This window comes from Candidatus Amoebophilus asiaticus 5a2, from assembly GCF_000020565.1.
GTDB lineage: Bacteria > Bacteroidota > Bacteroidia > Cytophagales > Amoebophilaceae > Amoebophilus > Amoebophilus asiaticus.
This window is the reverse complement of sequence record NC_010830.1, coordinates 677,813-703,938: the sequence shown is the minus strand read 5'-3', so window position 1 is coordinate 703,938 and position 26,126 is coordinate 677,813. Positions and strand designations below refer to the sequence as shown.

The following is a 26,126-nucleotide window of genomic DNA, read 5'->3' as shown; positions in this document are numbered from 1 at the left end:
GATTCTAGGGCATTTTTTGATAATATATATATACTTGTTCGCTTGCACATAAGATATTTACAAACTACTATTGTTTGATCATTGGCTTTTAAACTTAGCTAGCCATGAAGAACAACCATCATTTTGGCCAGTCATTAATGGGCTGTGTTTTCCTGGCGAGTTTAATTTTGCAAAGTTGCGTTAACCTCACTAATTCACCTATTCCTATAAAAAAAGGTCAAACAGATCATACACAAGAAATAATTCCTCAAATAGCTATTCGATCTATAGTAGATATAGAATTTACCACAAAAGGGGGTCATTTGATTACTTTTTATGAAAAAACAGGAAGATTACAAGCTGAAGTAATAGAACAAAATGAAGGTTTAAGCAAAGTCCATATGCTGCCTGTTTATATAGAAGAAGGAATGGATATCGCACAAGTAGCCCAATTAAATGAAGCAGCACAAAAAAGATTTATCCATATAAATTTACCGAAGCGGAAAGACTCTGGTTCTATTTGGATTGGCCATGCGGGATTGAAAGGGGGCAGTAATACAGGCAAAAATAAAGGCAAAGAAAAATTAAAAGATGATCAGTACCAGGCGTTAGAAGAGAAAAAACTTATAGCTCAGGCAGGTCAGCTGATTAGTTCTAAACAAGAAATCAACCATCTCAAAGCCAAAGGAGAAGGGAATTCCCCTTCAGAATTTAACAAAACATATGATTTATCAGTACCTGTAGAGAAAGAACTGCATGCAACAAGCTCGATCAAGGAGGAACAAAAGCAACTTATCCATGCGAATTTAGCTAAAAGCGAGCAGACAGGATATTTGCAGGTAGGTGGTATGGAATTAAAAAGAGAAAACCATTTAGTTCTACCTGGTTATAAATTACTCCATTGTTTACATGAGGGAACCTCCTCGAATATCTATCGGGCCGTACGTCTTTCAGATGAGTGCCCAGTCGTAATTAAAGTCAGCACCCAAAAAGTGTTGACTGAGAAAAAGGCACAACGCTTTCGGCGAGAATTTGAATTAGGCCAGCAGGTCCATTCCCCGTATGTAGTTCGCTATCTGGAGCTCAAACAAGATGCAGCGTATGGTATGGCCATAGTCATGGAAGATGATCAGGCCGTGGAGTTGAATGCTATCCTTCCACCCACAGGGTTTTCCAACCAGGAATTTTTAGAAATCGCTATTCAAATTGTTGAGGGCTTACAGGCTATCCATGCTGCAAATATCATTCACAGTGATCTCAAACTGAACAACATCCTCATTCAACCAACAACTAATCTTATCAAAATCATTGATTTTAATCGCTCTTCTACCTTGCGACAGGAAAGACCTCCTACCATGCCAATGATGGTAGGCACCTTAACCTATATCTCACCCGAGCAAACAGGGCGAGTTAACCGGAGTGTGGATTACCGTACGGATTTTTATTCTTTAGGTGTTACCTTTTATCGGCTGCTCTGTGGCGAGCCACCCTTTACAGCCAAAGATGCGCTGGGACTCATTCATCAGCACTTAGCCAGACAGCCCATACCTGCTCACCAACATAAACCAACTGTTGCGCTATCTCTGTCTCGGATGGTGATGAAATTACTGGAGAAAGAAGCGGAGAACCGATACCAAAGTTGTGAAGGCATACTGCATGATTTAATAGTCTGCCTGTCAGCCTTTAAGGAAACGGGCGCTATTCCTGAATTTGAACTAGGCCAACAGGATTTTTCAAGTAAACTCACCTTGTCCCAAAACTTATACGGCCGTGAAAAAGAAATTAAAACCTTAGAAAAAGCTTTTGAACGGGTTAGCGAAGGAAGATGTGAAGCTTTGATGGTCGCTGGTGAACCTGGAGTGGGTAAAACCATGCTGATCCAGGAGATCCAAAAGCCGATTGCCTTGCAGCATGGCTATTTTATAACGGGCAAATTTGACCAGTTGAATAAAAACGTGGCCTATAGTGCCTTCGCCCAGGCTTTTAATAGTTTAGTTCAGCAATGGCTGACTGAAGACCAAACTAGTATCATGCAATGGAAAATTCGGTTGATGGAATCATTAGGAACGCAAGCGTCATTGCTGATCAAGGTTATTCCTAGCTTAGCCTTACTAATCGATGAACAGCCCGAGACGGCGATTGCAGACATGAGTCAGGCCAAAAATGTACTCAACTGGATTTTCCAGGAGTTTATTAAGTTTTGTACTACTCCATCCCATCCCTTAGTGATTTTCTTAGATGACTTACAGTGGGCCGATCAGGCTAGCCTGGAGTTAATGACCTATTTAATGACACAGCCTAGTATCAAACATTTACTATGGATAGGTGCTTATAGGGATACAGAGGTCACCCCTTCTCATCCAGCCCTACAGTCCATTACTGCTTTACAAGAAGCGTCTATCACCGTCCAAACGCTCACGCTCGCACCACTGCAACTTAAAAATTTGTGTCAGTGGATCACCGATAGTTTGCACAAATCCATCATGGATGCTCAACCGCTGGTTGAACTAATTTTTCAAAAAACAGCAGGAAATCCCTTTTTTGTCAAATTATTTTTACAATCTCTGTATGATGAGCAGTTGTTAACCTTTGCTCCACAAAGCCACTGGCAATGGGATCTCGATAAAATCCGTCAACATCCAGCAACAGAGAATGTGATTACCCTGATGACTTACCAAATTCAACAACTACCAGTTTCCACTCAACAGGCTTTAAGTATAGCCAGCTGTATAGGTCATCGTCTGGTATTAAGTACCTTACAAACGGCGATGGCTTGTTCGCATCAGGAGTTAGAAAAGTCCTTACAACCAGCCTTAAATAGTGGTATTTTGATACAGACTGACCATGAAATATATTTTGCTCATGATCGGGTGCAAGAGGCGGCCTATCATTTATTACCAGAAACTATCAAAACCCGTACACATTTAATGATTGGAAGACGGTTACTCGTTAGCCCCACCAGTGAAGAAAAGTTACTGTCGGATATTGTTGCCCAATTTAATCGGTGCTGTTCCCTGGTAACCGATTCCCAAGAACGCCTGCACATAGCGCGTTTAAACCTGAAATCAGGACAAAAGGCTAAGCAATCCACCGCCTATGGGGTGGCATTAGATTACCTGCATACTATCCCAAAATGGATCGACACAGAGATACTCTGGCAATCCGATTATCCACTGGCCTTTACCTTCCATAAAGAACTAGCCGAAGTAGAATATTTAGGTGGCTACATGGACACCTCACAAGCTATCATTGCCGATATGCAGCCTCGCTTGCAATCCAATTTGGATAAAGTTGATATTTATCATTTACTTATCATTCAAAAGACGCTTCAGGGTCACTATCAAGAAGCGATTGCTCTTGGCCACAAAACTCTACAATTACTTGGTATTTGGTTACCATTAGATAATCTGACTGAATTTATCCAAAAAGCAACTGATGATATAAAACAAAAACTCCATAATATTCCTTTGTCCTCTTTATTAAATGCACCACTCGTCGTTGAACCTGAGAAGAAGGCCCTATTGAAAATATTAGAAAGTCTCGTGGCCGCATGTTACTTTGCTGGATCAGAATTATTGACCGCTGCTACATTGATGTCCATCGACCTAGCGTTAACCTATGGGCACGCTCCTGAATCTTGCCTGGGGTATACAGTATATGGATCATTACTTTGTAATAGGTTTGAAGAACATGCTTTAGGCTATGAATTTGGCCAGTTATCTATTCAGCTGGCAAAAAAACTACAGGCGCCCGCTCAACACTGTAAAAGTTTACTTATTATGTTAGCTCTTATTTCCCCCTGGTCAAAATCCATTCAACAGTTACCTGCTTTATTGACTGATGGTTATAAAGTGGGACTGGCGTGTGGGGAACTCGAATATGCCGGTCACTGTGTATCTATGAAGGCACAGTTGCTATTTTATCAGGGTATGTCTTTAGCCAAGGTGCAACAAGAGATATTGCCACTGCTACAATTTACATACAACACGAAAAACCAAGTGGCCATTAATACCATTCAAACAGTACAGAGGCTGGTAGTAAATTTAATAGGAAATACCTTGGATGAATGGAATTTTGATGCTGATGCTATTACTGAAGCTAGATTTAAAAAGAGTTGTCAACAAGCAAGCAGCTTTTATTCCTTATGTCTCTACCAAATTCTCAAAGCCCAGACCTTTTATCTCTATGGCCACTTTAAACAAGCGTTTGGCCAGTTGGCCTTGGTAAAACAACATTTAGTGCTTATCCTTAGTCAATATGCCACAGCACTATTTAACTGGTATGATTCTTTGGTACGTTTAGCCCTTTATCCAACATCTTCTATTGCAGACCAGCAAATTTACCTTCAACAAGTAATTAAAAATCAACAACAGATGCAGAAATGGCAAGCTAGTTGTCCAGCAAACTTTGCTCATAAATATGCATTAGTTGAAGCCGAAATTTTTAAGCTACAAGAAAATTATCAGCAAGCAGAAGCCTACTATGACCAAGCTATCGAGTTAGCTGATCGGCATGGGTTTATTCAAGAAAAAGCATTGGCAGCTGAATTAGCTGCTAAATATTGGCTGACAAGAGGTAAAACCTTGTCAGCACAAGGGTATCTCAATACAGCCTTTAATGGCTATAAGCAATGGGGGGCTAAACGTAAACTAATGCAGTTTAAAACACAATATGAATATTTATTAAAAGACCTTGTACCTCCTAGTTTGAGTTATTTAACGGTCAATCAAGAAACCACTCTAAGTAGTAATACCTTAAGGTATTTAGATTTATCCAGCATCTTAAAAGCTTCACAAACTATTTCCAGTGAAATTGAGTTGCCCAAACTCTTACGTAATATGATGCAAATTATCATTGAAAATGCCGGTGCCCAGCAAGGCGCAGTATTATTTGTAGAGGCAGGCGATACTGTTGTCGTACAAGCAGAATATGCTAGCGACAATACTATCACTACACTGCAGAAGATACCCCTGGCTGATTGGGAGCATGGGGCACATACAGTCATCCAGTATGTCAAACGCCTTCATCAATCCGTTGTATTAGACAATGCCACAATCCATGAGCAATTTAAAATTGATCCATATATTAACCGAACGCAGGCGAAATCTATTTTATGTATTCCTCTGCTGAAGCAAACCGAACTGCGAGCCATCTTATATCTAGAAAACAACCTGATGACCCATGCCTTTACTCCTGAACACATGCAAACTGTGTTAATTTTAACAGCACAGATCGCTATTTCCTTAGAAAATGCTCGGTATGTTGCTGAACAACTGGCATTAACGCAACAGTTAGCTGAGCAATCCACCCGTAGAAAAATAGCAGAAGAATCTTTACATGTGGTAACCCATGATTTGAAATTAGCCTTAGAAGCTTCCCAAGCAGGTACCTGGAGCTGGTGGATTGATAGTAATAAAGTTGTATGGGATGCCACTATGTATGCTTTATTCGGTTTAACACCTGATACCTTTAGGGGAACATTTGAAGAAGTTAGGGAGCGAGTGCATCCTGAAGATAAAGAACAGTTTGAAAAAAATATTGATAATTGTGTTAAACAAAGCACTCCTCATAGTATAGATTATCGAGTTATATGGCCAGATGGTAGCCAGCATATGATCACAGCTCATGGACAGGTTTATCGTGATACAACCTCTGGTAGTCCGATAAAAATGACAGGGGTATGCTTAGACATAACTGAGCGTAAAAAGTTAGAACAAGATCGGCTGGAAGCGTTACAGCAAGCAAAAGAAAAAGAACAGCAACGGGCAGATGAAGCCGAGCGTTACTTCAAACAGCAAGAAGAGTTTATTAATACCGTTTGTCATGAAATTCGCAATCCCATGAATGGCATTTCTAACACAGTAGTTTTTTTGGAGGAAAAGATAACTTCATTAAAAAAACTTAAAGAAAGCTTACCGGGTTCTTTTCAGCCAGAATTAAAGGAACTTTTGCCAACACTGGAAGAGGACATCCAGACGATTCAGCACTGCGTTAATCATCAGTTAGTTGTTATTAATGGGGTTCTCAATTTGTCTAGATTGGAAGCAGGAAAAGAGAAATTGCTCCTCAAGCCATTTAAACCCAAAACAATCATTGAAGAGAGTATTCTCCTGTTTACATCTCAATTAAAGACCAAGCAGCTTAACTTAATTATAGACCTACCCAAGCAGGCTATAGCCATTCAGGGGGATCCTGAACGCTTCAAAATGATTTTAATTAATTTAATTTCCAATGCCATTAAGTTTACTGAAAAAGGACATATCAAAATTAGCTTCCAAACCCAAGCCGTTGATTCGACCCATGTGGAATTAGTCATCCGCGTGGAAGATACAGGCATTGGCATGACCCCTGAGGAACAATCGTGTTTATTTCAACGTTTTTCACGCCCGCTCTCTTCCCAATATGAAGGTTCCGGGTTAGGGCTTGCCATTAGCAAAAAATTACTCGATTTGATGGGAGGTACTATTCAAGTGGATAGTGTAAAAGGACAAGGTTCGACCTTTACCATCCATTTAACGTGCGAGATGGTTGATATAGGAGAAAAATTGATCTACCAAAAACCACCTGCTCCTTTGCCCATTTTACCCCCTATAGCAGTAAAGCATATTCTCATAGTCGAAGATAATATAGTGAACCAAAAAATTCTACGTAGGCAATTAGAAGCAGCAGGATACACCTGTATGGTAGCTGACAACGGCCAAAAAGCAATCGAAGCCATTGGAGCGATCGAGGAAGTTGAAACTCTCGAACAATGGAATTTAGCAGCATTTGATCTAATCTTGATGGATCTGGAAATGCCCGTGATGGGTGGCATAGAGGCAACTGGATGGATTCGTAAAAAAGAACAGCAACTAGGCGTACCTTCCATACCTATTATTGGCTTATCAGCTTACGCAGAAGAGATCTATGGTGAAACAGCTAAAAAAGCTGGTATGGATGCCTACAATACCAAGCCTTACCGGAAAGAAGAATTGTTGAAGACGATCCAATCCTTGCTATCTCGCCCTCTGGAGCCTGCTTCAGAATAAGTTTCTGTTCAAATGTACCTGCTGGTACATATTTCATAAGTATAAAACAGGGCCAAAGATACAAGAGTAGGTGTCTACAAAGTTATAATATAATAGACACCCTGAAATACCCTCTTTTTATTGTCTATAAAATCGATTTTCCATACATTTGTAGACACTTATTCTAATAATTGATTTAATAGACACTTTCATGAGAACTTTTGGCTATGCTCGTGTTTCAACCAGCCAACAATCACTTGATATTCAAATCAAGGCTCTTGAAGAAGCTGGAGCCCAAGCTCACCGAATATTTACCGATAAATCAACGGGCAGTAATACCGAGCGAGAAGGTTTACAACTGCTTAGACTTAAAATAGAAAAAGGAGATCTGATACTCGTTAAAAAGCTAGACCGTTTGGGTAGGGATACGCTCGATATGGTGCAGCTTGTGAAAGAATTTGATGGCATAGGGGTAGCTATCCGTTTCCTCGATGATGGTATTTCAACAGAAGGTGCAATGGGTAAAATGGTGGTCACTATTCTTGCAGCAGTTGCTCAAGCAGAAAGGCAACGAATACTTGAAAGGACCAATGAAGGAAGGCTTGAGGCAAAAGCTAACAATATAAGGTTCGGAAGAAAAAGATCAGTCGACAGGGAAAAGGTTATTGGTCTTTATAAGGCGGGTGTTGGGGCTACTCAAATAGCTAGGCAGACAAATGTTGGAAGGTCTACAGTTTATAAATTGTTAAGTGAAACTTCGACTTCCTTGTAAACTAATTAATGATGGAATATATTGTGATAAATTATGCAAATGACTTATGCAAATGACTTATGCAAATGACTTATGCAAATGACTTATGCAAATGACTTATGCAAATGACTACTGAAATACATCGTCCTTCTCTCTTAGGTTAATAGTAATTTTTTATCAAAAATTTAAGTAGGGAATTGCTAATTTATTTTTTTGCTTCTTGTACTTAACTCTTAGGTATATAGCTTTGTGTATATAGTCTGGATAGTTTATCTTATATATACTATCTTTCTGCAAAAATTAGAACTCTTACATTTTCTCCAAACTTATGAAACAAGAGCGTCCGTTAATTAATCGGTTAGGCACCCATATTTTAGTTTCAGCAATCTTGCTATTTCTAGTTATAGGATTTTTAGAAGGCTGTTCAGAGTCTTATAACCATATTATTCCTAATTCAAAAAGATCAAAAGATTCCAAGTCTAAATCCGTTACCCAACCGCCTTCTTCTAATAATACAGAAGCATCAAAAGGCGCCTATTTACAAGCAGACAAAAAGTATGATTCTTATTTTAATAAGCTACCTGCTGAAATACTACAAGAAGGCCAACTACATCCGAATAACACTAGTACTAACCAGTATAAAGTTACTTTTTTTGACTCGCCAACTGATTCCTTTATAGAGAATGAGGATGATACCTCAAATATTGTAGAACCTTCTTTTGAAAAGGATCAACAGTTAGTATCTAAAACCCCTATAAATCAAAATAAAGGTTTCTTGGCTAAAGATCTGCTTTCTAATCAGCATAGAGAAGCTAAAAAACAAGCTATGCAAGAAAAAGAGGTACAGCTGATAAATAAGATCTTTGGAGTTCAAGGAGGGTATATAGTTAGATTTTATAAAGAGAGAAATATATGGAAAGCTGAAGTAACAGATGATGCATCTACGAAGTTTCACTTAATAGCTAATTTAGGAGAAGATGAAGAATTAATAGAAAATATAAACAGATTACTTACTATAGATAACTACCAACCCGACAAACCCCCTTCAAAGCTTATCCAAGTTGTTTTTCCGACCGCTTCCCAAGCAGGTGTTGTATATATAGGAGGTTTACTAGGAGGAAGTAGAAAAAAAATAAAAAGAATAACCGTTTCCTCTTCTTCCTCTTCTGGTGAAGGTGAAAAAGGACAGGAAGAAAATAAGCAAGAACAAGCTAGAAAAGAGCTAGAGAATAAGCTAAAAAACATACTGAGCCAACTTGATAAACTTGACTCTAAAAAAGATAAGGCTAAATATAATAATGCTAAGGAGTTCTTATTAAGTTTCCCATGGGAACAATATAAACAATATTTAGGCAATCAAGAGACTACAGAACAAGGTTCAGAACTTCTTGAATGGGCAACTATATATTATAAGAAAATTGCCAAAACTAAAAACTCAACAGCGGCAAAGGCTCTTATAAAATTAAGAGCTCTAGGTTTATATGTGCCTAACAATTTAGATAAACACGCAATTGAGTGGTATCAACAAGCAGTTGAAAGTGCTATTCAAGGCACAGAGTTAAATTTTGGAGAATTTCAAGCAAGCGCAAAAAAGGAATTCAAACTATCTATAGAAGACTTAGAAAGAAGAAAGAAGAAAAGAACAACATCAGAACCTAGTTGGCAAGGCCCTATGCGGATATCTGATCTAATTGTAATGGATTTAGATGTTAATAAGGCACCTGGGGAGGTGGCATGGGGAGGGAATTACGATTCATTTAAAGAAGCTAATGCAGACATGATTTTTGGTCCCTTGTTTGAGTATGCGAATACACGCAAATATGAGGATGCCATTATGACTATTGATCCTTCTGGAAAAGGTACTGATGAAACGGCATATTGTGTGGCCAAACGATGTGGAGATTACTATTATATTATGGATGTTGGAGGAATGGCCGGGAGTTATGCTAGGGAGAATTTGGAATCTGAAGATGAAGAAAACCCCAAGCACAGCTTAGGAAATAGTCCAGAGGTTTTAAAAAAATTAATACTAATTGCCCAAGAATATGGTGTTAGCAGAATAATTGTTGAAAATAACAATGATAAATCTTTTGTGAAGCTCTTAGAGAAAGAGATGCTAGAATTAGAATCTTCTAAGGATGTAAAATTCAGGGTGATAAAATTTGATTCAGTCCATCAAGGAAAAAACAAAGAAAAAAGAATCTTAGAAACGCTTCGTCCTTTGTTAATCAATCATCAAATTGTTATTAATCGAGAGGCACTTAAAAATGATTTTGAATCTAAGCCCCAAGATAATCTGTACTATAAATTCTTTTATCAATTAATGTCAATAGTAAAAAATAAAGCTCACTCAACAAGTTATTTTGATGGACGCAAACCTTTACATGATGATCGGGTAGATGCTGTAGCAGATGCTATACGTTATTTGAAAGATAGAAAAGATAACCTAGATAATACCAAAGAGGACTTAAAAAAACTAAAAGACCGTTCAAGAAAAGGAAATATTGATGCACAATTTGAATTAGCCAGAAGGTATAAAGATGGAATAGGAGTATCAGAAAATTTTGAGGCAGCAATAGGATTGTATGAACTGATTGCTGGGAATAAAAACATTGAAAAGAAAAAAGATAAGTATACAGAGGCTCTCTTTAATTTGGCTCAACTGTATCAAATTAAATGGAAGGAACAGCAAATACAAATAGAGCAAGAAAAGCAAAAAAAAGGAAAAGAAAAGAATAAAAGTGAGGAGTACTCTTTAGAGCAAATAAGTGAATTCTATAGAAGAGCAGCTGATCAAGGACATGCAGGAGCACGTTATGAATTAGGTAGACTCTATGAAAAAGGCTTAGTAAAACAAAAAGCACATAAGGGAAAAGGAGAAAATAAAACTAATGCTTCTATTGCAATCAATATGTTTGAGATAGCGGTGGACAAAGGTCATGCTAAAGCAGCTTATAGACTAGGTAAGATATATCAAAACGGTTTGTTAGAATTAGAAAAAAACCCTATTAAAGCAATGAAATATTATACAACTGCTGCTAATATGGGAAATATGAAAGCTAAGCTTTATTTAGCAAATATGTATTATGAGGGTAAGGGTATAGAGCAAGATTATAAAAAAGCTAAAAAATATTATAAAGGCGCAGCTGAATTTGGTTACTTGGAAGCACAGATCAGACTAGCCGATATGTATTATGAGGATCAGGAAGGGCAAAACTATATAAAAGCTTTTAAATGGTATCAAGAAGCTGCTATTCAAGGAAGTCAAGAAGCACAATATAGGCTAGGTAAGATGTATGAGAATGCCTGGGGCATAAAAAGAAAGGACTTAGAACAAGCACTTCGCTGGTACAAAGCGGCAGCTGAGCAAGAGCATATAGATGCTCAGTTTGAAGTAGGTAGACTTTATGAAAATATGGATGATTACATTGAGGCATCTGAATGGTATGAAAAGGTGGCTAGCCAAGGTCATGCAGAAGCTTGTTTTAAATTAGGCAACCTCTTACTGGGTGATAAATTAGGAGAAATGGATGAAACTAGGGCAATTGAATTGTTTGAAACAGCTGCTGACCAGGGTCATGCAAATGCAAAACTGCGTCTAGCTTTAATGTACTCACTTGGTAAAGGGGTAGAAAAAGATGAAGCTAAAGCATTAGAGTATTATGAGTCCGATGATGTATTACCAACTGAGCTCTTAGAGAATATTGTTAAAAGAGAACGGGCCGATAGTTAATAAGTTATAATAGGTTATACGCTTGTATGTAAGCTGTATATAAGCTAATATTGCTTATTAGTTTATAGCTATGAGCAAGCATTCATCTTTTCTAAAAGTATTATTCCTAATTTGTAGTATAACTATCTTTCTGCAGAGTTGTAACTTGGAAAATTTACCTCCTGCGATTGCACAACAAAAAGTAACTACTCATCAAGCAGCTAAAAGAACTTTCATTAGAAAGGCAAAAAGGAATTATTCAAACGCTAAAACTAACATGCCACTTGTGCCGAAAGATGGTACAAAAGTAATAGTAATAGAAGATGATAGCACGTCTAAAGTTGCATTTCTTAAAAAGGAAGAGGTTAATGCACTTAAAATACCTGATGAGAAAGAGCGTTCGTCAGCAAGTCTCATGCAGCCAGCTAAACGAAAGAGAGAGCAGATAATTGACTTAACTGCTACAGAAGAAGAAACCTCCATAACAGCATCAGAAAGTATAGATACAGATGGGCCTCTTAAAAAGAAGACCAGACAGGGAAAACTAAACTTTCTAGACCTACCCACAGAGCTATTAGAAGAAGTGGTATCGTACTTATCTTATAAAGAGGCTATGATTACAAGAGAGCTTAATCATCATTTTTATAGCCTTATAACTGGCTATGAGCAAGTAGGCAAAGTAGGAGTAGACAATAAACCAGACCGAAGTATACCACAAGCTAAGTGGTCCTCTATAAAACAGTTAGATTTTAAAAAATATACAAATAAGCTTAGTAGTATGCCTAGCTTTATTTTTTATCAATTTTTAAGAGAAGTAAAAAATTTACCCCCTATATACTGGCCATATTTAGCAGATACTCAAGTGCATACAGTTAACCTTTCTCTTAATAAAATAGGATGTGAAGGGGTAGCACTATTAGGAAAATGTTTGCAAAGCAGCAAGGTCCGTGCTGTACTATTGTGGTCAAATCTAATAAAAGCAAAAGGAGCGCAAGCATTTGCAAAATCCTTAGCTGTAAATAAAACTATAAGAAAAATTGATTTAAGCAGCAATCAATTGCAAGCTGCAGGTGCAGCAGCTCTAACCAAACATCTGCCAAAACAAATAAAAACTATACATCTAACAAGTAATCAGATAAAAGATGAAGGTGCTATAGAAGTTGCTAAAAACATAAAACTTATAGAGTTAGACGAAATGAATCTTGAGAGAAACAGGATAGGAGATAAAGGAATAATAGGTATAATAGAAAATATACAGAGCAGTTTACTAAAAAGGATTTATCTAGGAGGAAATGAGATAACAGATAAAGGTATTATCGAAATGTCTGATAAACTAAAGAATACTATTTTAGAAGAAATTTCTTTAGTTAGTAATAAAATAACTAATAAAGGTGCATTAGCGCTTATTAAAGGCTGCCAAGGTACAAACATTCAAAAAATTAATCTAAGTCACAATAAGGGAATAACAGATGAAGGGATACTGGAAGTTGCTAAAGAGTTAGAGGGCACTCAACTAGAAGAGATAGGGTTGAAACCTATTAATCTTTTAAAAAGAGAGACTCAAGCACTGTTAAGAGAACAATATCCTCATATAAAATGGATATTTTCTTAAGAGGAGAATAGTAACTAATCAAAGAGAAAGCCCTGCATAATACCTAGTATCTGAACCGGGGTAGGCAGATGAATAGAGAGTGAGGATTTATAATTATAAGAGAAAATTTATAGCATGTTAAGAAACTATAAAGATACCCAAGGACCTAAATTTAACTTTTAACCTTTTATAAACTATAAATTATCAAAAAAGATAAAGGAGAATAAACTTTTGTTTATTCTCCCAAGTGTTCGGAAGCGAAGTGATCGACGAGGTGAACAGCTTCTTACTATAAATAGAGCAAAGTAGCGATTAGAGTAAACCATACAGTAAACCGGCCTAAAGTTGCCTTTTCAAATTAACCTGTATGATTCGCATACATTATTACCACAGGGGTGTAAGATGAAATAAAAACTTTTTAGCTATAAAAGGGTTTTTGCTCACTAAAAAATGGCTGAAAATACAGTTAAAAGTAAAGATTAAAAGAATTTTTATAAAGCCAAATATAAATAGCTAGTTCTAAGTTAACCTGGCATTTAAATGGTAACTACGTATGCGAATCACACAATTAACCCTATAAATCTTTCATCTCAATAACAATTAGCTTGATTATTTGCTTCAAGCAGGTTTCCTGGGGCTATTTCGTTCTACGAAATAGCCCCCATGAGTACTAAATCATTTATGTAATGTCCCATAATTTTTTAGCTTGGTTTTTATCCTTAATAATATCACTACTAATATAACCATAACTATTAGGGATCAAACATCTATTCATTTGTCTTTCTTAATTTACTTAAGTTAATCCCGCTACCTCCTATTTGCAACAGGATCATTTATTGTAATATAAGGAACTAGTTGTAACTTTAAAGCCATACTCATATATATGAGTTATATCATTTATGAGATAGAAAATTAAATTCCTTCATTTTAATTTAATCATAATGATGTATAATTCTTTCAGACAAAACACAAAAGTAGTTATTCATTTATTATTAATCCTCTTGCTATTAGAGAGCTGTAAAGAAAATAATATCCCTAGGCCTAATACTGAAGAGAAAAAAAATAAGACTTCCCTTGAACCGAATATAGTACCTATAGATGGCACTACTCCAAATGAAAGTGTCGCTTTAATTAGTTTTCATAATATAAACTCATCCCCTCCAATAGCATACAATAAATATTCGAACACCTCTTCTGTACACTTGGAATGTGATCAGAGTCCCTCAAACTATTGCTATCCAAAACAAAACTTGTCTGCTGTACAAAAGGAAGAAAAACATATAACCGAAAAAGAGTTGTATGAACAGTACATAACAGGCATTCGCTATTATAACACAAAAGATTACCAAGAAGCATATGAAATCTTCAAAGAGGTTGCCGAGCAAGGTTATGCAAAAGCCCAACACAAAATTGGAATAATGTATATGGATGGAGAATACGTGGAGAAAGATGCAACAATAGCACTTGGTTATCTTAAGAAAGCTAGTGAACAGGGTGATAAATATGCAAAAGAATCACTATGGTTGTTAAAGTACACCCTTAAGGAAGAGAAAATCAGAAAAAATAGAGCTATTGCCGAGCACAACTATAAACTAGGCATGCAGTTTTATTATGATGACCAAGAAAAAGATGAGGCAAAGGCAGCCGAATGCTTTACAATAGCTGCTAAAAAAGGGCACAACAAAGCACAATATGAGTTAGGACTTTTATTTTTTAAAGGAGAAGGGGTTTCCAAAAACAACCAGAAAGCAATGAAGTGGCTTAGAAGGGCTAGCAAACAAGGAAATAGAGAAGCTAAAGAAAAGCTTCATATATTAGCTTTATTAGTGAACCTTACCATAAATAGTTCTCAAGATTCGTGGAAGAAACTATTTGTAAATATAGGGGCTTCTGAGTATTGGCGTATGCTTTTGATTAATCCTTGTAAAATTGATATTAATTCAGACATGTTAAAGTACAGTGGATTTTATAGTATAGAGACACCTGATAATATAATGGCAGGTATATTTCATTATATAAATTGCCATCAACTGTCTATGCGTTCCTTGCATCTACAAGGAAGAGATATTAGACTTGCCCCCTACATTAATCAATGTACTAGTTTAGAGGAACTTAGCTTAACCTTTAATAACTTAAGTAGGCTACCTGCCTATTTTAGCACACTACTTACAGGGCTAAAAAAATTAAATCTATCTAACAATAAATTTGAAGAATTTCCTGTTTGCATAGAGCGTCTTACAAACTTATGTGAACTTGATTTAAGTTGTAATAGAATTACCTTTCTACCTTATTCTATAGATAAGCTAAAGCACTTACGTAAGCTTGATATCTCGAGTAATCGTTTACAGACTCTTCCTAGTTCTATTTTAAATAATGATGTAAGCTTAAAAATAAGTGTAACTCAAAATCCTTGGCTTACAAAGAAGGAATTATGTCCCATATCTCTACTGGCCGCAAAAAATATTATGTATTCTAAACTACCCTACAGTCTGCAGACGCTTTGTGCAAATACCATACTTTTATATATAAAGAAAAGTAAAGCTGACTTACGGCTTTCCAGACCTAGAAAGATGTGGCAGGACATTATAAATAAATTATTATGTATAGAAGAAGATCAGCTAACAATCCCTAGCTTTGTAGAAGAAGAGATATATACTAAACTGCCGAAAGAGCTATCGCCTAGGGAATTGCCTGTTTTAATTAAAAAAGAATATGAAAAGAAAATAGATCCTTTAATTATTTTTTTTGAAAAAATGAATGATCAAGAAGTTCCATTTTATGTATCAAATATAATGTGTACCCCAAGTGATATTAATCGTGTTTTTGAGCAGTATAAGAAGAGAGATCTTCCCTTATTTTATTTGCAGAAATACTTGAAAAGTAAATAATTTTTTTGCTGTTTCTAATAATTGTATGTGAAGCACATGTGCCAGGAACTAATACATGTTATACATTAGACCTGCTGCGAAACAACTGTTATAAAAAAACAGAGGAGTATTTTTCACAATTTAGAGAACACAAAAAATAAAAATAGGCATTTAAAGTATAAAAAAGGTAGGTTGATTTTTTGTAGATAGTAAATTTATCTCTCAAAAATCCAATAGTTTTATCAATTTTCTGTTTCGCAGCGGCTCTATTATATATAAGCTCCCCATTCAATTAAAGATTTAGATTGAAGAGAAAGCATCCAATTGTAAACGGGTGGGATTGATACAAGAGTTTAAGTATAGAATGCTGTTTTGCTAAGGACTGTGGCACAGATATACAAGATATCTTGGCAAACGGCATTCCCTATTAGAACTTAACAGGAAACTCAAAGAGGGTAAAATTGATAATTGTACTGGATAATCCTGTTAATCATGTCTCCGTAATATTAAGATATTTAATAGAATTCTACGTTTAATTGGATTATATACAAACTGTATGGATTAGATTAATATGTATTGAGCAGATTATCTAAATAATACAGGGAAGATACAAGCGTATTATATCTTCCCTATAGAGCACCTAATAAACAACCCATTATAAGTTTATAGCACCTTCTATATTATCTGTATTACCAGCAGTTGGGAAAACTTCTGCTTGTTTGTGGACATTATCTTTTTGCATAAACTGGTAGAGTTCATCAATAATTTGTCTAGCTACAGCAGGATTCTTACCAAAGCCAGTTAATCTATAATGAGCTGGTATGATAGGAGTTTTCATCATTTCTTCATATAGTTGAGGATCTTCTAGTTTTAAAGCATTCATATTAGGAAGGACTCCAATTTCTTTACCTAGATCTTCAAGTAACTCAGCATAAGTATCGTGAGGAAATTGTGGTCTTGGCTTTTGTGTTCTAATAACTAACTCATGGCTAATGCCTTCTAACATAGTTTTTGTAGAAGGAAGCGGCAACATTTCACCAAATATCATATTGGCCCAGCGTGCTTGTAACTCCATAACACCCCAATAAGTTCCTCGGTAGATTCCTACAAAAGCCATATTAGGTAGTTTAGGGTGTAAAACATTTTTATGTAATAATACTGGCTGTAAACGGTCTTCTGGAGAAAAAGTCAATTCTTTTTGTATAACAGGGTCTAAAAAAGACAAGTCAAGTTGATACCCTGTACAGAATATAATCACATCAGCAGGTTGTCGTTCACCATTATTAAATACAATACCTTCTTTATCTAATCTAGCAATTTTATTAAGGGTAACTTCTACTCTTCCTGCCTGAATATCTTCTAAATAAGTGTCTGAAATAGTTACATAAGGTGAAGAGCCAGTATTAGGATCTATGGCTAATAATTTACAAATATTGGCTTGGTTATGACAAAGTTCACTATAGAATTTATGAGCTCTTCTATTTTTTTCTTGTACAGTAAGATTTAGTTCATTTATCTTTTCTTCTCGATTATAAAAAGTAAAATCTACTGGCATTTCAGAGCCATTTGGATGGGCTTTGATATAGCGCTGTAGTATGTACATAGGACGACTGATAACGTTGAGCACATAACTTACATTTTTAGAAATGTCTGTAGCAATTTGGCTACCACTATAAGCCCCTCCTACTATAACAACTCGTTTATGTTCAAATGCTTCTGGAGATTTATAATCTTTACTATGAATGATTTTACCTTTGAACTCCTCCATGCCTTTTAAATGGGGCATATAAGGTTTAGAAAACATACCTGTAGCTACAATAACAAAATCAAATTTCTGTTGCTTCTTCTTACCTACCTCTTTCCAAGTAACTTGCCACTTTTTTTGTGATCGCTTTACGTGGAGAACTTCACTCTCTAGGTGTATATGTTTGGTAATTCCAAATTTGTCAGCATAAGCAACCAAATAATTATGAACATCGCGCTGATTAGGAAAATCAGCTGTGCCTGGTTGCCAGGGGAAATCTGAAAACATGGTTGTATACCGTGAGCTGTTTGTTGTCATAGAATTCCACATAAGTCCTTTGTGTGGCTTCCAAGCTCCTCCTATAACATTATCTTTCTCTAATACTATTGGTTCTAAGCCACATTCTAGAGCTGATTTTGCAGCTACTAACCCAGACGGGCCTCCTCCAATAATAAGGACCTGTTTTTTTTGTGGAGATTTGTAAGATGCCAGTATTAGCACCAATACAAGAATACTTAGATAGGGAAAAAAACTTAAAATTTTTGGTTTAAAATGTATATATTGAGTTGTTTTGGTAAGTTTACACATGGATAGATAGGGTTAGATGAAAAACTAGGTATTATGGTTGGTCCTTTTTATATAATTTAATATAGTTAAGCCCCTAAAACAACATATTAGTCAAGAATTTTATATACATTTAAGTATTAATTATGCATAAATTTTGTCATAAATTAGTAAATATTATGTATAAGTTAAGAACATAATTGCCTAAATTACCTATCAGCAAACTTCATAAAAATCATATAGAAGATTAGTAATATTTTTAGGCCCTCTATAATATCCAAAAAGCCATTTCTGTACATATAGACATCCATAAAACTAGCCAACTTATCTCAAGGAGAATTAGCAGAGCTCATAATAAAAGCTAGAACATGTTAAAGATTAGATTGCTCATAAACTACACCAATAACAATTTATTACTTATAGTTGTGTGTAAAGAAACAACCATGTAATTTTAAATTCAATATTAAAATTTGCTTAGAATGTTAAAAAGGTAAGTGTATCAACTGGTAACTATAGGATTAACGCGCCAAGCAGCAGTAGCTTTAATTGAACCGTGCTAATTTGGAAAGGATACTTTAACACTAAAAAAATTGAATATCTGCCATCAATTGACAAGGATTTTACCCTTAATCCACGTATAGGAGAATAAATATACCGTTTCCTCTTCTTCCATTTATCATTAATAATATGTACTGTATAAGCATTGATTTTAACCATAAATTACCTAACGATGGGTAGCTAACCCTTCACCAGTCTCAGATTCGCATTTATATTCTAGTAAAATTTAGCCAATTCAATATTGCTCTTTAAATAATTAGCTAAAGTTGCTAGTTAATAAAGCTTTGTTGATTTGAAAAGCTAGCAATTTTGTTCATTGCTACCCATTTTAAATAATAGCTATGTATAAATCAGTAGTTATATTTTTTGTCATGAGCTTAGTGCTAGCTTCCTGCCGGACTAAACTTAACTCTCCAGCAATGAAAGATAGTGTTGAACATGATGCAAGTAAGGATATAGAAGAGACAATAGAATTACCTGATGAAGTTATGCTACAAGTTTTTAGTGAGCTATCTGTCAAAGATATTTTACAAGCAAGTCAGGTATGCAAACGTTGGTAAATATTAAGTGAAGATCCTTCTTTATGGAGAGCTCTACGCTTATCTATTCATGGAGACTATCCAGTTAGTGAGGCTACCAAAGATCAAGCAAAGAAGCATATACTGCGAGTGCATATTAACACTCTGTCTGATCTTACCACCATCAATCAACTAGTATACAAACATAAACTCAGTGAACAGCATCCATTTTGTACCTACCGAGAATTATTAATGGAACGTTATGACTGGTGGAAACCAGGAATAATAGAAGAATATGCAGCTCAGGGTAATGAAAAACGTATAGGAAATATAATACATAAACTTTCTTATGGTAAGAAGTATAGTTGTTATGAGGAAGATCCAGAAGCTGCTATGAATGTTAATGAGTTATTAGTTGAACGCGGTAATCAGCGAGCTATTCAAAGAAAAATAAGAGGATTTGTTTATGGTAATTATATCTATGAGAAGCAACCAAAAGCTGCCGTTAGCTTCATCAACTCTTTAGTAAAACAAGGCAACCAGCAAGCTATTTTATGGAAAATAGATGGCCTTACTAAGGGTGAGTATGGCTATGATAAAAGTCCGAAAGCTGCCGCTAAATTTATTAACTCTTTAGTAGAACAAGGCAACCAGAAAGCTATTAAACAACAAATAAAGAGCCTTCTTTATAGTAAATGGCGATATTATAAACGCAACCGCTCAACGTTTATTGCTTTGAATGATCTCTTGGTTACACAAGGTAATGAGAGTGCTATCCAGAGGAAAATAGAGGGGCTTGTTTATGGTAGGTATGGCTATAAGAAGAATCTACAATTTGCTATTACCTTTAATGATTCTTTAGTTGATAAGGGCAACGAGCAAGCTGTTAAGCGAAAAATAGAGGGGTTTACGGATGGTAAGTATAACTATGAGGGGGATTCAGAAACTGCTGCTTTAAATGATTCTTTAGTTGAACAAGGCAACGAGCAAGCTATTAAGCGAAAAATAGGGGGGGCTTGCTTATGGTAGGTATGGCTATGAGAAAGATCCAGAAACTGCTGTTACTTTTAATGAAGCTCTGGTTGAGCAAGACAACGAGCAAGCTATTGAGCGGAAAATAGAGGGGCTTACTCAGGGCGAGTATGGCTATGGGCAGGATCTCCAAGCTGCTGTAGATTTCAATGAGTCATTAATTATACAAGGCAACGAGCAAGCTATTGAGCGAAAAATAGAAGGGCTTACTTGGGGTAAATATGGTTATATAAAAGATCTCACTCAATTACAAGATTGGCTTGAAGAAGAAGTATATAAAGGAAACCGCTGGGCCTGCTATTTAAAAGTACAAGGGCTTAAATATGGAATATTAGGATTTAAAAAAAATCGTAATGCTGCCATAGAGTATATTTTAGAGAATTATATTCCTTACTGACAAAGCGGAAAAAACTATCTATACTAGATGTCTAGTGGCTTGGTAAAGGCATTATTAATTGTTTTATTTATGTCATTTTCAATGAGTCCTCCATTCGGATAGTGTCTTTTATCGGCATTAGAGATCTTCTGAAACCTAAGGAATAAGCATAAATGTATAAATTAGGGATAAAAAAAACAGAAAGATTAATGGAAAACAGTCATCTAAAAACCTTAAAGCCAGAAGAATTCCGTCGCTTAACAGGCGTAAAGGCTGAGACCTTTGCCAAAATGTTAGCTATCATACAGAAAGCCATTCAAACAAAGAAAGCTAAAGTAGGGCGGCCTAATAAACTGAGTTGTGAACAAATGTTTTTAATGACTTTAGAATATTTAAGAGGATACCGCACATACTTCCATATTTCAAAAAGTTATGGAATAAGTGAGAGTAATTGCTATTATACCATCCGTTTTATTGAAGAGGCGTTAATTAAAAGTGGTCAATTCACTTTACCAGGCCGTAAAGCATTGTTAAAAAGCGATATGGAATATGCAGTAATCTTAATAGATGCTACAGAGAGCCCCATTGAGCGGCCTAAAAAAAGCAGCGATATTACTACTCAGGTAAAAAGAAACGACATACACTAAAGACGCAACTAGTTGTCGATAAGCAAACGCGAGCCATAATATGTAGTAGTTTTTCAAATGGAAAGCGGCATGACTTTCGCTTGTTTAAGGAATCTAAGGTACATATAAGCCAGCATAGTCAAGCCATAGTAGATACAGGCTATCAAGGGTTAAAGAGGCTACATGACAAATCGCTTATGCCTAAAAAACGCAGTAAAAAGCATCCTTTGACCAAAGCCGATAAGAGGAGTAATCAGCAATTAGCCAGCCAAAGGGTCCTTAGCGAGCATATAATTGGTATGCTCAAGCGGTTTAAAATTTTAGCGGAGCGTTACAGAAATAGGAGAAAAAGATTTGGGCTACGCTTTAATCTTATTGCTGGAATTTATAACTATGAACTTTTATGTTAAGTTTCGGAAGAACTCTAATATTTTTACCATCCTAAAACTCTATAGAGCATGAGATGCCTAGAAAGCTATATTTTCTTATATACTTATGCAGCACGAGAAGAGTGGTCCTCCGTTAGACATAATTTTATACATATAGAGTATGACAGTTATTTTTGTGTTACTAAACTACAATAAGATCAAGATGCTATATATAGGTGACACTAGAATTGTATAAATACCAAAAATATTGAGAAATCAAAGATAAGTAAAAAAGGACTTAGTGGTAAAATAGTGCGATCTCAAAAGTTAAAATCACGCCAGGGTAAGTAGAAACTATATACTTTACTTATTGAAGTAAAGTGGGCTCTGTAGGATTCGAACCTACGACCCTCTGCTTGTAAGGCAGATGCTCTGAACCAACTGAGCTAAGAACCCTTTGTATAAAACTAGTATGCAAATATAAATAAACTTAGGAATGTTTTAAACACTTATCTATAAAAAATGTGTTATTAACTCTGCTAAATTATAAAAGTAAGCTTTTATGAATTATTGTTTCTATTAATTTCCTGCTTATCAAATAGCACTTTAATATTTATTAGATAAAGCAAGTTACTCATTCAGACTATTATTGTTCGAGAGCTTACTCCTTAGCTTCCACATACTAAGCAATCTTCAGAATCTTCTGCATCACATACCATAGAGACTTGCTGCTCAACCTTTTTCTGAGGTACAGGTATATCATTCAATGCCTGCTCTTTTTGCAAAGTAAATTTAATAGCATCAGCAGCTGGCCTGGTTCTTAGATAATATAAACCCGTTTTAAGCCCCTTTTTCCAGGCATAGAAATGCATGGAAGTAAGCTTAGCAAAATTAGCATCTAACAGATGTATGTTCATGCTTTGGCTTTGACAGATAAAGGCGCCTCTATCAGCTGCCATATCAATAATTGCCTTTTGTGGAATCTCCCATACAGTTCTATGTAATTCCTTAATATGTTGCGGTATACGATCTATACGCTGTACTGAGCCATTTGCTGCAATTAACTCGTTTTTCATATTCTCATCCCATAATCCTAAGTTAATTAGATCGGTTAAAAGATGCTTATTGACAACAATAAACTCACCTGAAAGTACCCTTCTAGTATAAATGTTAGAGGTATATGGCTCAAAACATTCATTATTGCCTAGTATTTGCGAGGTAGATGCAGTTGGCATAGGTGCTAGTAGTAATGAGTTACGTACACCATGAAGTTGAACCTCTTTTCTTAAAGTTTCCCAATCCCATCTACCAGAGCTAGGTTCAACGCCCCACATATCAAATTGGAATATACCTTTTGAAATAGGAGAACCTTTGAAAGTTTCATAAGGACCGTATTGTTTAGCTAAGTCCTTAGAAGCGGTCATAGCTGCAAAATAAATGGTTTCAAATATATCTTTATTTAATCCACGTGCCTCAGGAGAATCAAACGGCATACGTAACCGAAGGAAGGTATCTGCCAGCCCTTGTACACCAATACCAATAGGCCGATGTCTAAAGTTAGAAGTTCTTGCCTCAGGTACCGGATAATGGTTGATATCAATGATCTTATTCAGGTTTTTGGTAATTACATATGTTATCTCATAAAGCTTCTGGTGGTCAAATTTACCTGCCTGATTGATAAACTTAGGCAAAGCAATAGAAGCCAAGTTACATACAGCCACTTCTTCTGGAGAAGTGAACTCTATAATCTCAGTGCATAGGTTACTAGATTTGATAGTACCTAAGTTCTGCTGGTTTGATTTTCTGTTAGCACTATCTTTATATAGCATAAAAGGCATGCCTGTTTCTATTTGTGCTTCTAGAATTGCAAACCATAACTCTTGTGCTTTCACAGATTTCCTAGCCTTGCCTTCTCGCTCATATTTTTTATAAAGCCTTTCAAATTCTTCTCCATAACAATCGGCTAAACCAGGCGATTCATTCGGGCAAAACAACGACCATTCTTCATTGTTTTCTACACGCTGCATAAACAGATCAGGAATCCAGAGTGCATAGAATAGATCACGTGCACGCAATTCTTCTTTACCATGGTTTTTCCTTAGATCTAAAAATTCAAAAATATCCGAATGCCAAGGTTCTAAATAAATAGCAAAGCTTCCTTTTCTCCTTCCACCTCCCTGATCTACATAACGAGCAGTCATATCAAAGTTTCTAAGCATGGGAACAATACCATTGGAAATACCGTTAGTTCCTTTGATATAAGAGCCTGTAGCACGAATATTATGTATGCTTAAGCCAATTCCTCCTGCAGACTGTGATATTTGTGCACATTGTTTTAGGGTATCATAGATTCCTTCAATGCTATCTTCTTTCATTGTTAACAGAAAACAAGAAGACAGCTGAGGTTTGGGTGTACCAGCATTAAATAGTGTAGGTGTAGCATGTGTAAACCACCTTTCTGATAGTAAATGATATGTTTGAATGGCTGCTTCTATATCTTCTTTATGAATACCCACTGCCACACGCATGAGCATATGTTGTGGCCGCTCAACTATCTTACCATTAATTTTGAGTAGGTAGGACCTTTCTAATGTCTTAAAACCAAAGTAGTCATAATCATAGTCACGTTTATATACAATGGTCTTATCTAGTAAAGCAGCATGTTCTCTAATAACCTTATAAACATCCGAAGCAATAAGAGAAGCGTTTTCTCCTGTTTTTGGATCTATATAAGTATAAAGCCACTTCATTGTATTAGAAAAAGACTCACTAGTAACTTTATGAAGGTTAGAAACAGCAATACGTGCAGCTAAAACAGTATAATCTGGATGCTTGGTAGCCATAGAAGCTGCTATTTCTGCAGCTAGGTTATCTAATTCTACTGTAGTTACTTTGTCATAAATACCAGCAATAACCTTCATAGCAATATCTACTGGGTTAATATAATCTGTATTTAAGCCAGTACAAAGCTTTTCAATTCTTGCGGTAATCTTATCAAACTTAACTGATTCGTATCTACCATCTCTTTTTACAACTAACATAATTAAAGTCTTTAGCTATTCGAAATTACAAAAGCTTATTAAAAGTCTATATCTAAAGAGAATCTCTCTGTGGTTTTCTCTTCTTCTTTTTTCATAACACCTGCCTTTTGATACTCTCCTACTCGTTTTTCAAAGAAATTAGTTTTTCCTTGTAGTGAAATCATTTCCATAAAATCAAAAGGATTAGTTGCATTGTACACCTTAGAACAGCCTAGTTCTAACAAGAGCCTGTCTGCCACAAATTCTATATATTGACTCATCAAGTCAGCATTCATACCAATAAGTTTTACTGGTAAGGCATCGGTGACAAACTCCTTTTCAATAGCTACAGCGTCTGTAATAATTTCTCTTACTCTTTCTTCAGGTAGCTTGTTTTGAAGGTGATTGGCATATAACAAACAAGCAAAATCACAATGCAATCCTTCGTCTCTAGAAATAAGTTCATTAGAAAAACTCAATCCAGGCATTAAGCCTCTTTTCTTCAGCCAAAAAATAGAGCAAAAGCTTCCAGAAAAGAATATTCCTTCTACAGCAGCAAAAGCAACAAGCCTCTCAGCAAAGCTAGCTTGTTCGATCCAACGCAATGCCCAATCTGCTTTCTTTTTTACACAATCCAGCGTATCAATAGCGTTGAATAATTTATCTCTTTCTTGTGGATCTTTAATATAGGTATCAATTAGTAGAGAATAAGTTTCTGAATGGATGTTTTCTACAGCTATTTGGAAGCCATAAAAAAACTTAGCTTCTGTATATTGTACCTCTGCCACAAAATTCTCTGCTAAATTTTCGTTAACGATACCGTCGCTAGCAGCAAAGAAAGCAAGCACGTGAGAAATAAAATGTCTTTCTCCATCGTTCAAGTTTGCCCAATCCTTTAAATCTTGCCCTAAGTCAATTTCTTCAGCTGTCCAAAAGCTTGCTTCTGCTTTCTTATAAAATTCCCAAATATCATGATGTTCTATTGGGAATAATACGAATCTATTTTTGTTTTCCTGTAAAATAGGTTCTAGTGTTGAAGTTGGTTTAGTTTGCATAAATTGGGTTTTAAATACTTTAATAAATACAATTTCTAACTGCGTGGGAACAAATAAGCTCGCTATTAACAAAATTTGTACAAACAGGCTTATTTAAGTGATATACCTAGGTCTACCAGACTTTACAAACCTAAGTAAAGCCATCTAAAAGAACAACGTTATTTTTTAAAAACTTTGAAAAGTACAATTTGTATTTTGTTAGTATCAAGCATTTATAGGCTATTTTATTGGTAGAAATCCATAGAAAATTGCTGACAGAGAATTCATAAAAAAACCAATAACCTATTAAGTACAATTAAAATGTTTTTATGGTGATGCACTGCCGAGTAGTTGAGTAAATATTTATAGCGTTAGCATA

Annotated in this window: 11 protein-coding genes and 1 tRNA gene; 8 read left to right on the top strand and 4 right to left on the bottom strand. The window is 35.7% G+C overall.

The genetic code is table 11. The annotated features are described in order from the left end of the window. Positions 1-104 precede the first annotated feature (104 nt). From AASI_RS07610 to AASI_RS02790, 5 genes are all read left to right on the top strand, one after another. Positions 105-7,007, top strand: coding sequence for a protein kinase domain-containing protein (locus AASI_RS07610; RefSeq protein ID WP_083758813.1), 6,903 nt, complete (start codon positions 105-107; stop codon positions 7,005-7,007). 190 nt (positions 7,008-7,197) lie between these two features. Beyond that, entirely contained in the window at positions 7,198-7,758 is a 561-nt protein-coding gene (locus AASI_RS02805) for a recombinase family protein (protein ID WP_012472715.1), read from the top strand. A 307-nt stretch (positions 7,759-8,065) separates the two neighbouring features. Continuing rightward, positions 8,066-11,470 carry an SEL1-like repeat protein gene (locus tag AASI_RS07605; RefSeq protein ID WP_012472714.1) on the top strand — a complete coding sequence of 1,135 codons (3,405 nt, stop codon included), beginning with the start codon at positions 8,066-8,068 and terminating at the stop codon, positions 11,468-11,470. Positions 11,471-11,540: 70 nt separating this feature from the next. Beyond that, positions 11,541-13,061, top strand: a complete 1,521-nt coding sequence (locus AASI_RS02795) for an F-box protein (RefSeq protein WP_148204928.1) — start codon at positions 11,541-11,543, stop codon at positions 13,059-13,061. A 920-nt stretch (positions 13,062-13,981) separates the two neighbouring features. Beyond that, complete coding sequence (locus tag AASI_RS02790; RefSeq protein WP_083758812.1) at positions 13,982-15,928, top strand: leucine-rich repeat domain-containing protein; 1,947 nt, start codon at positions 13,982-13,984, stop codon at positions 15,926-15,928. A gap of 634 nt (positions 15,929-16,562) precedes the next feature. On the opposite strand, the gene AASI_RS02785 is transcribed toward AASI_RS02790, so the two are convergent. Then, entirely contained in the window at positions 16,563-18,152 is a 1,590-nt protein-coding gene (locus AASI_RS02785) for a flavin-containing monooxygenase (RefSeq protein WP_238541607.1), read from the bottom strand. Between the two features lie 962 nt (positions 18,153-19,114). Here AASI_RS02785 and AASI_RS02780 point away from each other — a divergent pair. The 3 genes from AASI_RS02780 to AASI_RS08010 all read left to right on the top strand — a co-directional run bounded on the left by AASI_RS02780 (position 19,115) and on the right by AASI_RS08010 (position 21,735). After that, complete coding sequence (locus AASI_RS02780; protein WP_083758811.1) at positions 19,115-19,333, top strand: F-box protein; 219 nt, start codon at positions 19,115-19,117, stop codon at positions 19,331-19,333. 108 nt (positions 19,334-19,441) lie between these two features. Continuing rightward, positions 19,442-20,320 (top strand): hypothetical protein, encoded by an 879-nt coding sequence (locus AASI_RS02775; RefSeq protein ID WP_148204927.1) that lies wholly within the window; start codon positions 19,442-19,444, stop codon positions 20,318-20,320. Between the two features lie 588 nt (positions 20,321-20,908). Next, positions 20,909-21,735 (top strand): IS5-like element ISCaa3 family transposase gene (locus AASI_RS08010; protein WP_148204996.1). Its coding sequence is split into 2 segments (ribosomal slippage): positions 20,909-21,296 and positions 21,296-21,735, totalling 828 coding nucleotides; the frame shifts between segments, so codons are not numbered across the junction. A 339-nt stretch (positions 21,736-22,074) separates the two neighbouring features. On the opposite strand, the gene AASI_RS02760 is transcribed toward AASI_RS08010, so the two are convergent. From AASI_RS02760 to AASI_RS02750, 3 genes are all read right to left on the bottom strand, one after another. Beyond that, positions 22,075-22,149 (bottom strand) — tRNA-Val (locus AASI_RS02760). Between the two features lie 212 nt (positions 22,150-22,361). Beyond that, positions 22,362-24,734: a ribonucleoside-diphosphate reductase subunit alpha gene (locus tag AASI_RS02755; RefSeq protein ID WP_012472707.1), complete on the bottom strand. Its 2,373-nt coding sequence runs from the start codon at positions 24,732-24,734 to the stop codon at positions 22,362-22,364. A 38-nt stretch (positions 24,735-24,772) separates the two neighbouring features. Then, entirely contained in the window at positions 24,773-25,768 is a 996-nt protein-coding gene (locus AASI_RS02750) for a ribonucleoside-diphosphate reductase small subunit (protein ID WP_044282973.1), read from the bottom strand. Positions 25,769-26,126 lie beyond the last annotated feature (358 nt).

Bases quoted from the DNA above. Each gene is read 5' to 3' on its own strand.
- AASI_RS02795 (WP_148204928.1), top strand. From the start codon at position 11,541: ATGAGCAAGCATTCATCTTTTCTAAAAGTATTATTCCTAATTTGTAGT.
- AASI_RS02790 (WP_083758812.1), top strand. From the start codon at position 13,982: ATGATGTATAATTCTTTCAGACAAAACACAAAAGTAGTTATTCATTTA.
- AASI_RS02805 (WP_012472715.1), top strand. From the start codon at position 7,198: ATGAGAACTTTTGGCTATGCTCGTGTTTCAACCAGCCAACAATCACTT.
- AASI_RS07605 (WP_012472714.1), top strand. From the start codon at position 8,066: ATGAAACAAGAGCGTCCGTTAATTAATCGGTTAGGCACCCATATTTTA.
- AASI_RS07610 (WP_083758813.1), top strand. From the start codon at position 105: ATGAAGAACAACCATCATTTTGGCCAGTCATTAATGGGCTGTGTTTTC.
- AASI_RS02780 (WP_083758811.1), top strand. From the start codon at position 19,115: ATGTATAAATCAGTAGTTATATTTTTTGTCATGAGCTTAGTGCTAGCT.
- AASI_RS02750 (WP_044282973.1), bottom strand. From the start codon at position 25,768: ATGCAAACTAAACCAACTTCAACACTAGAACCTATTTTACAGGAAAAC.
- AASI_RS02755 (WP_012472707.1), bottom strand. From the start codon at position 24,734: ATGTTAGTTGTAAAAAGAGATGGTAGATACGAATCAGTTAAGTTTGAT.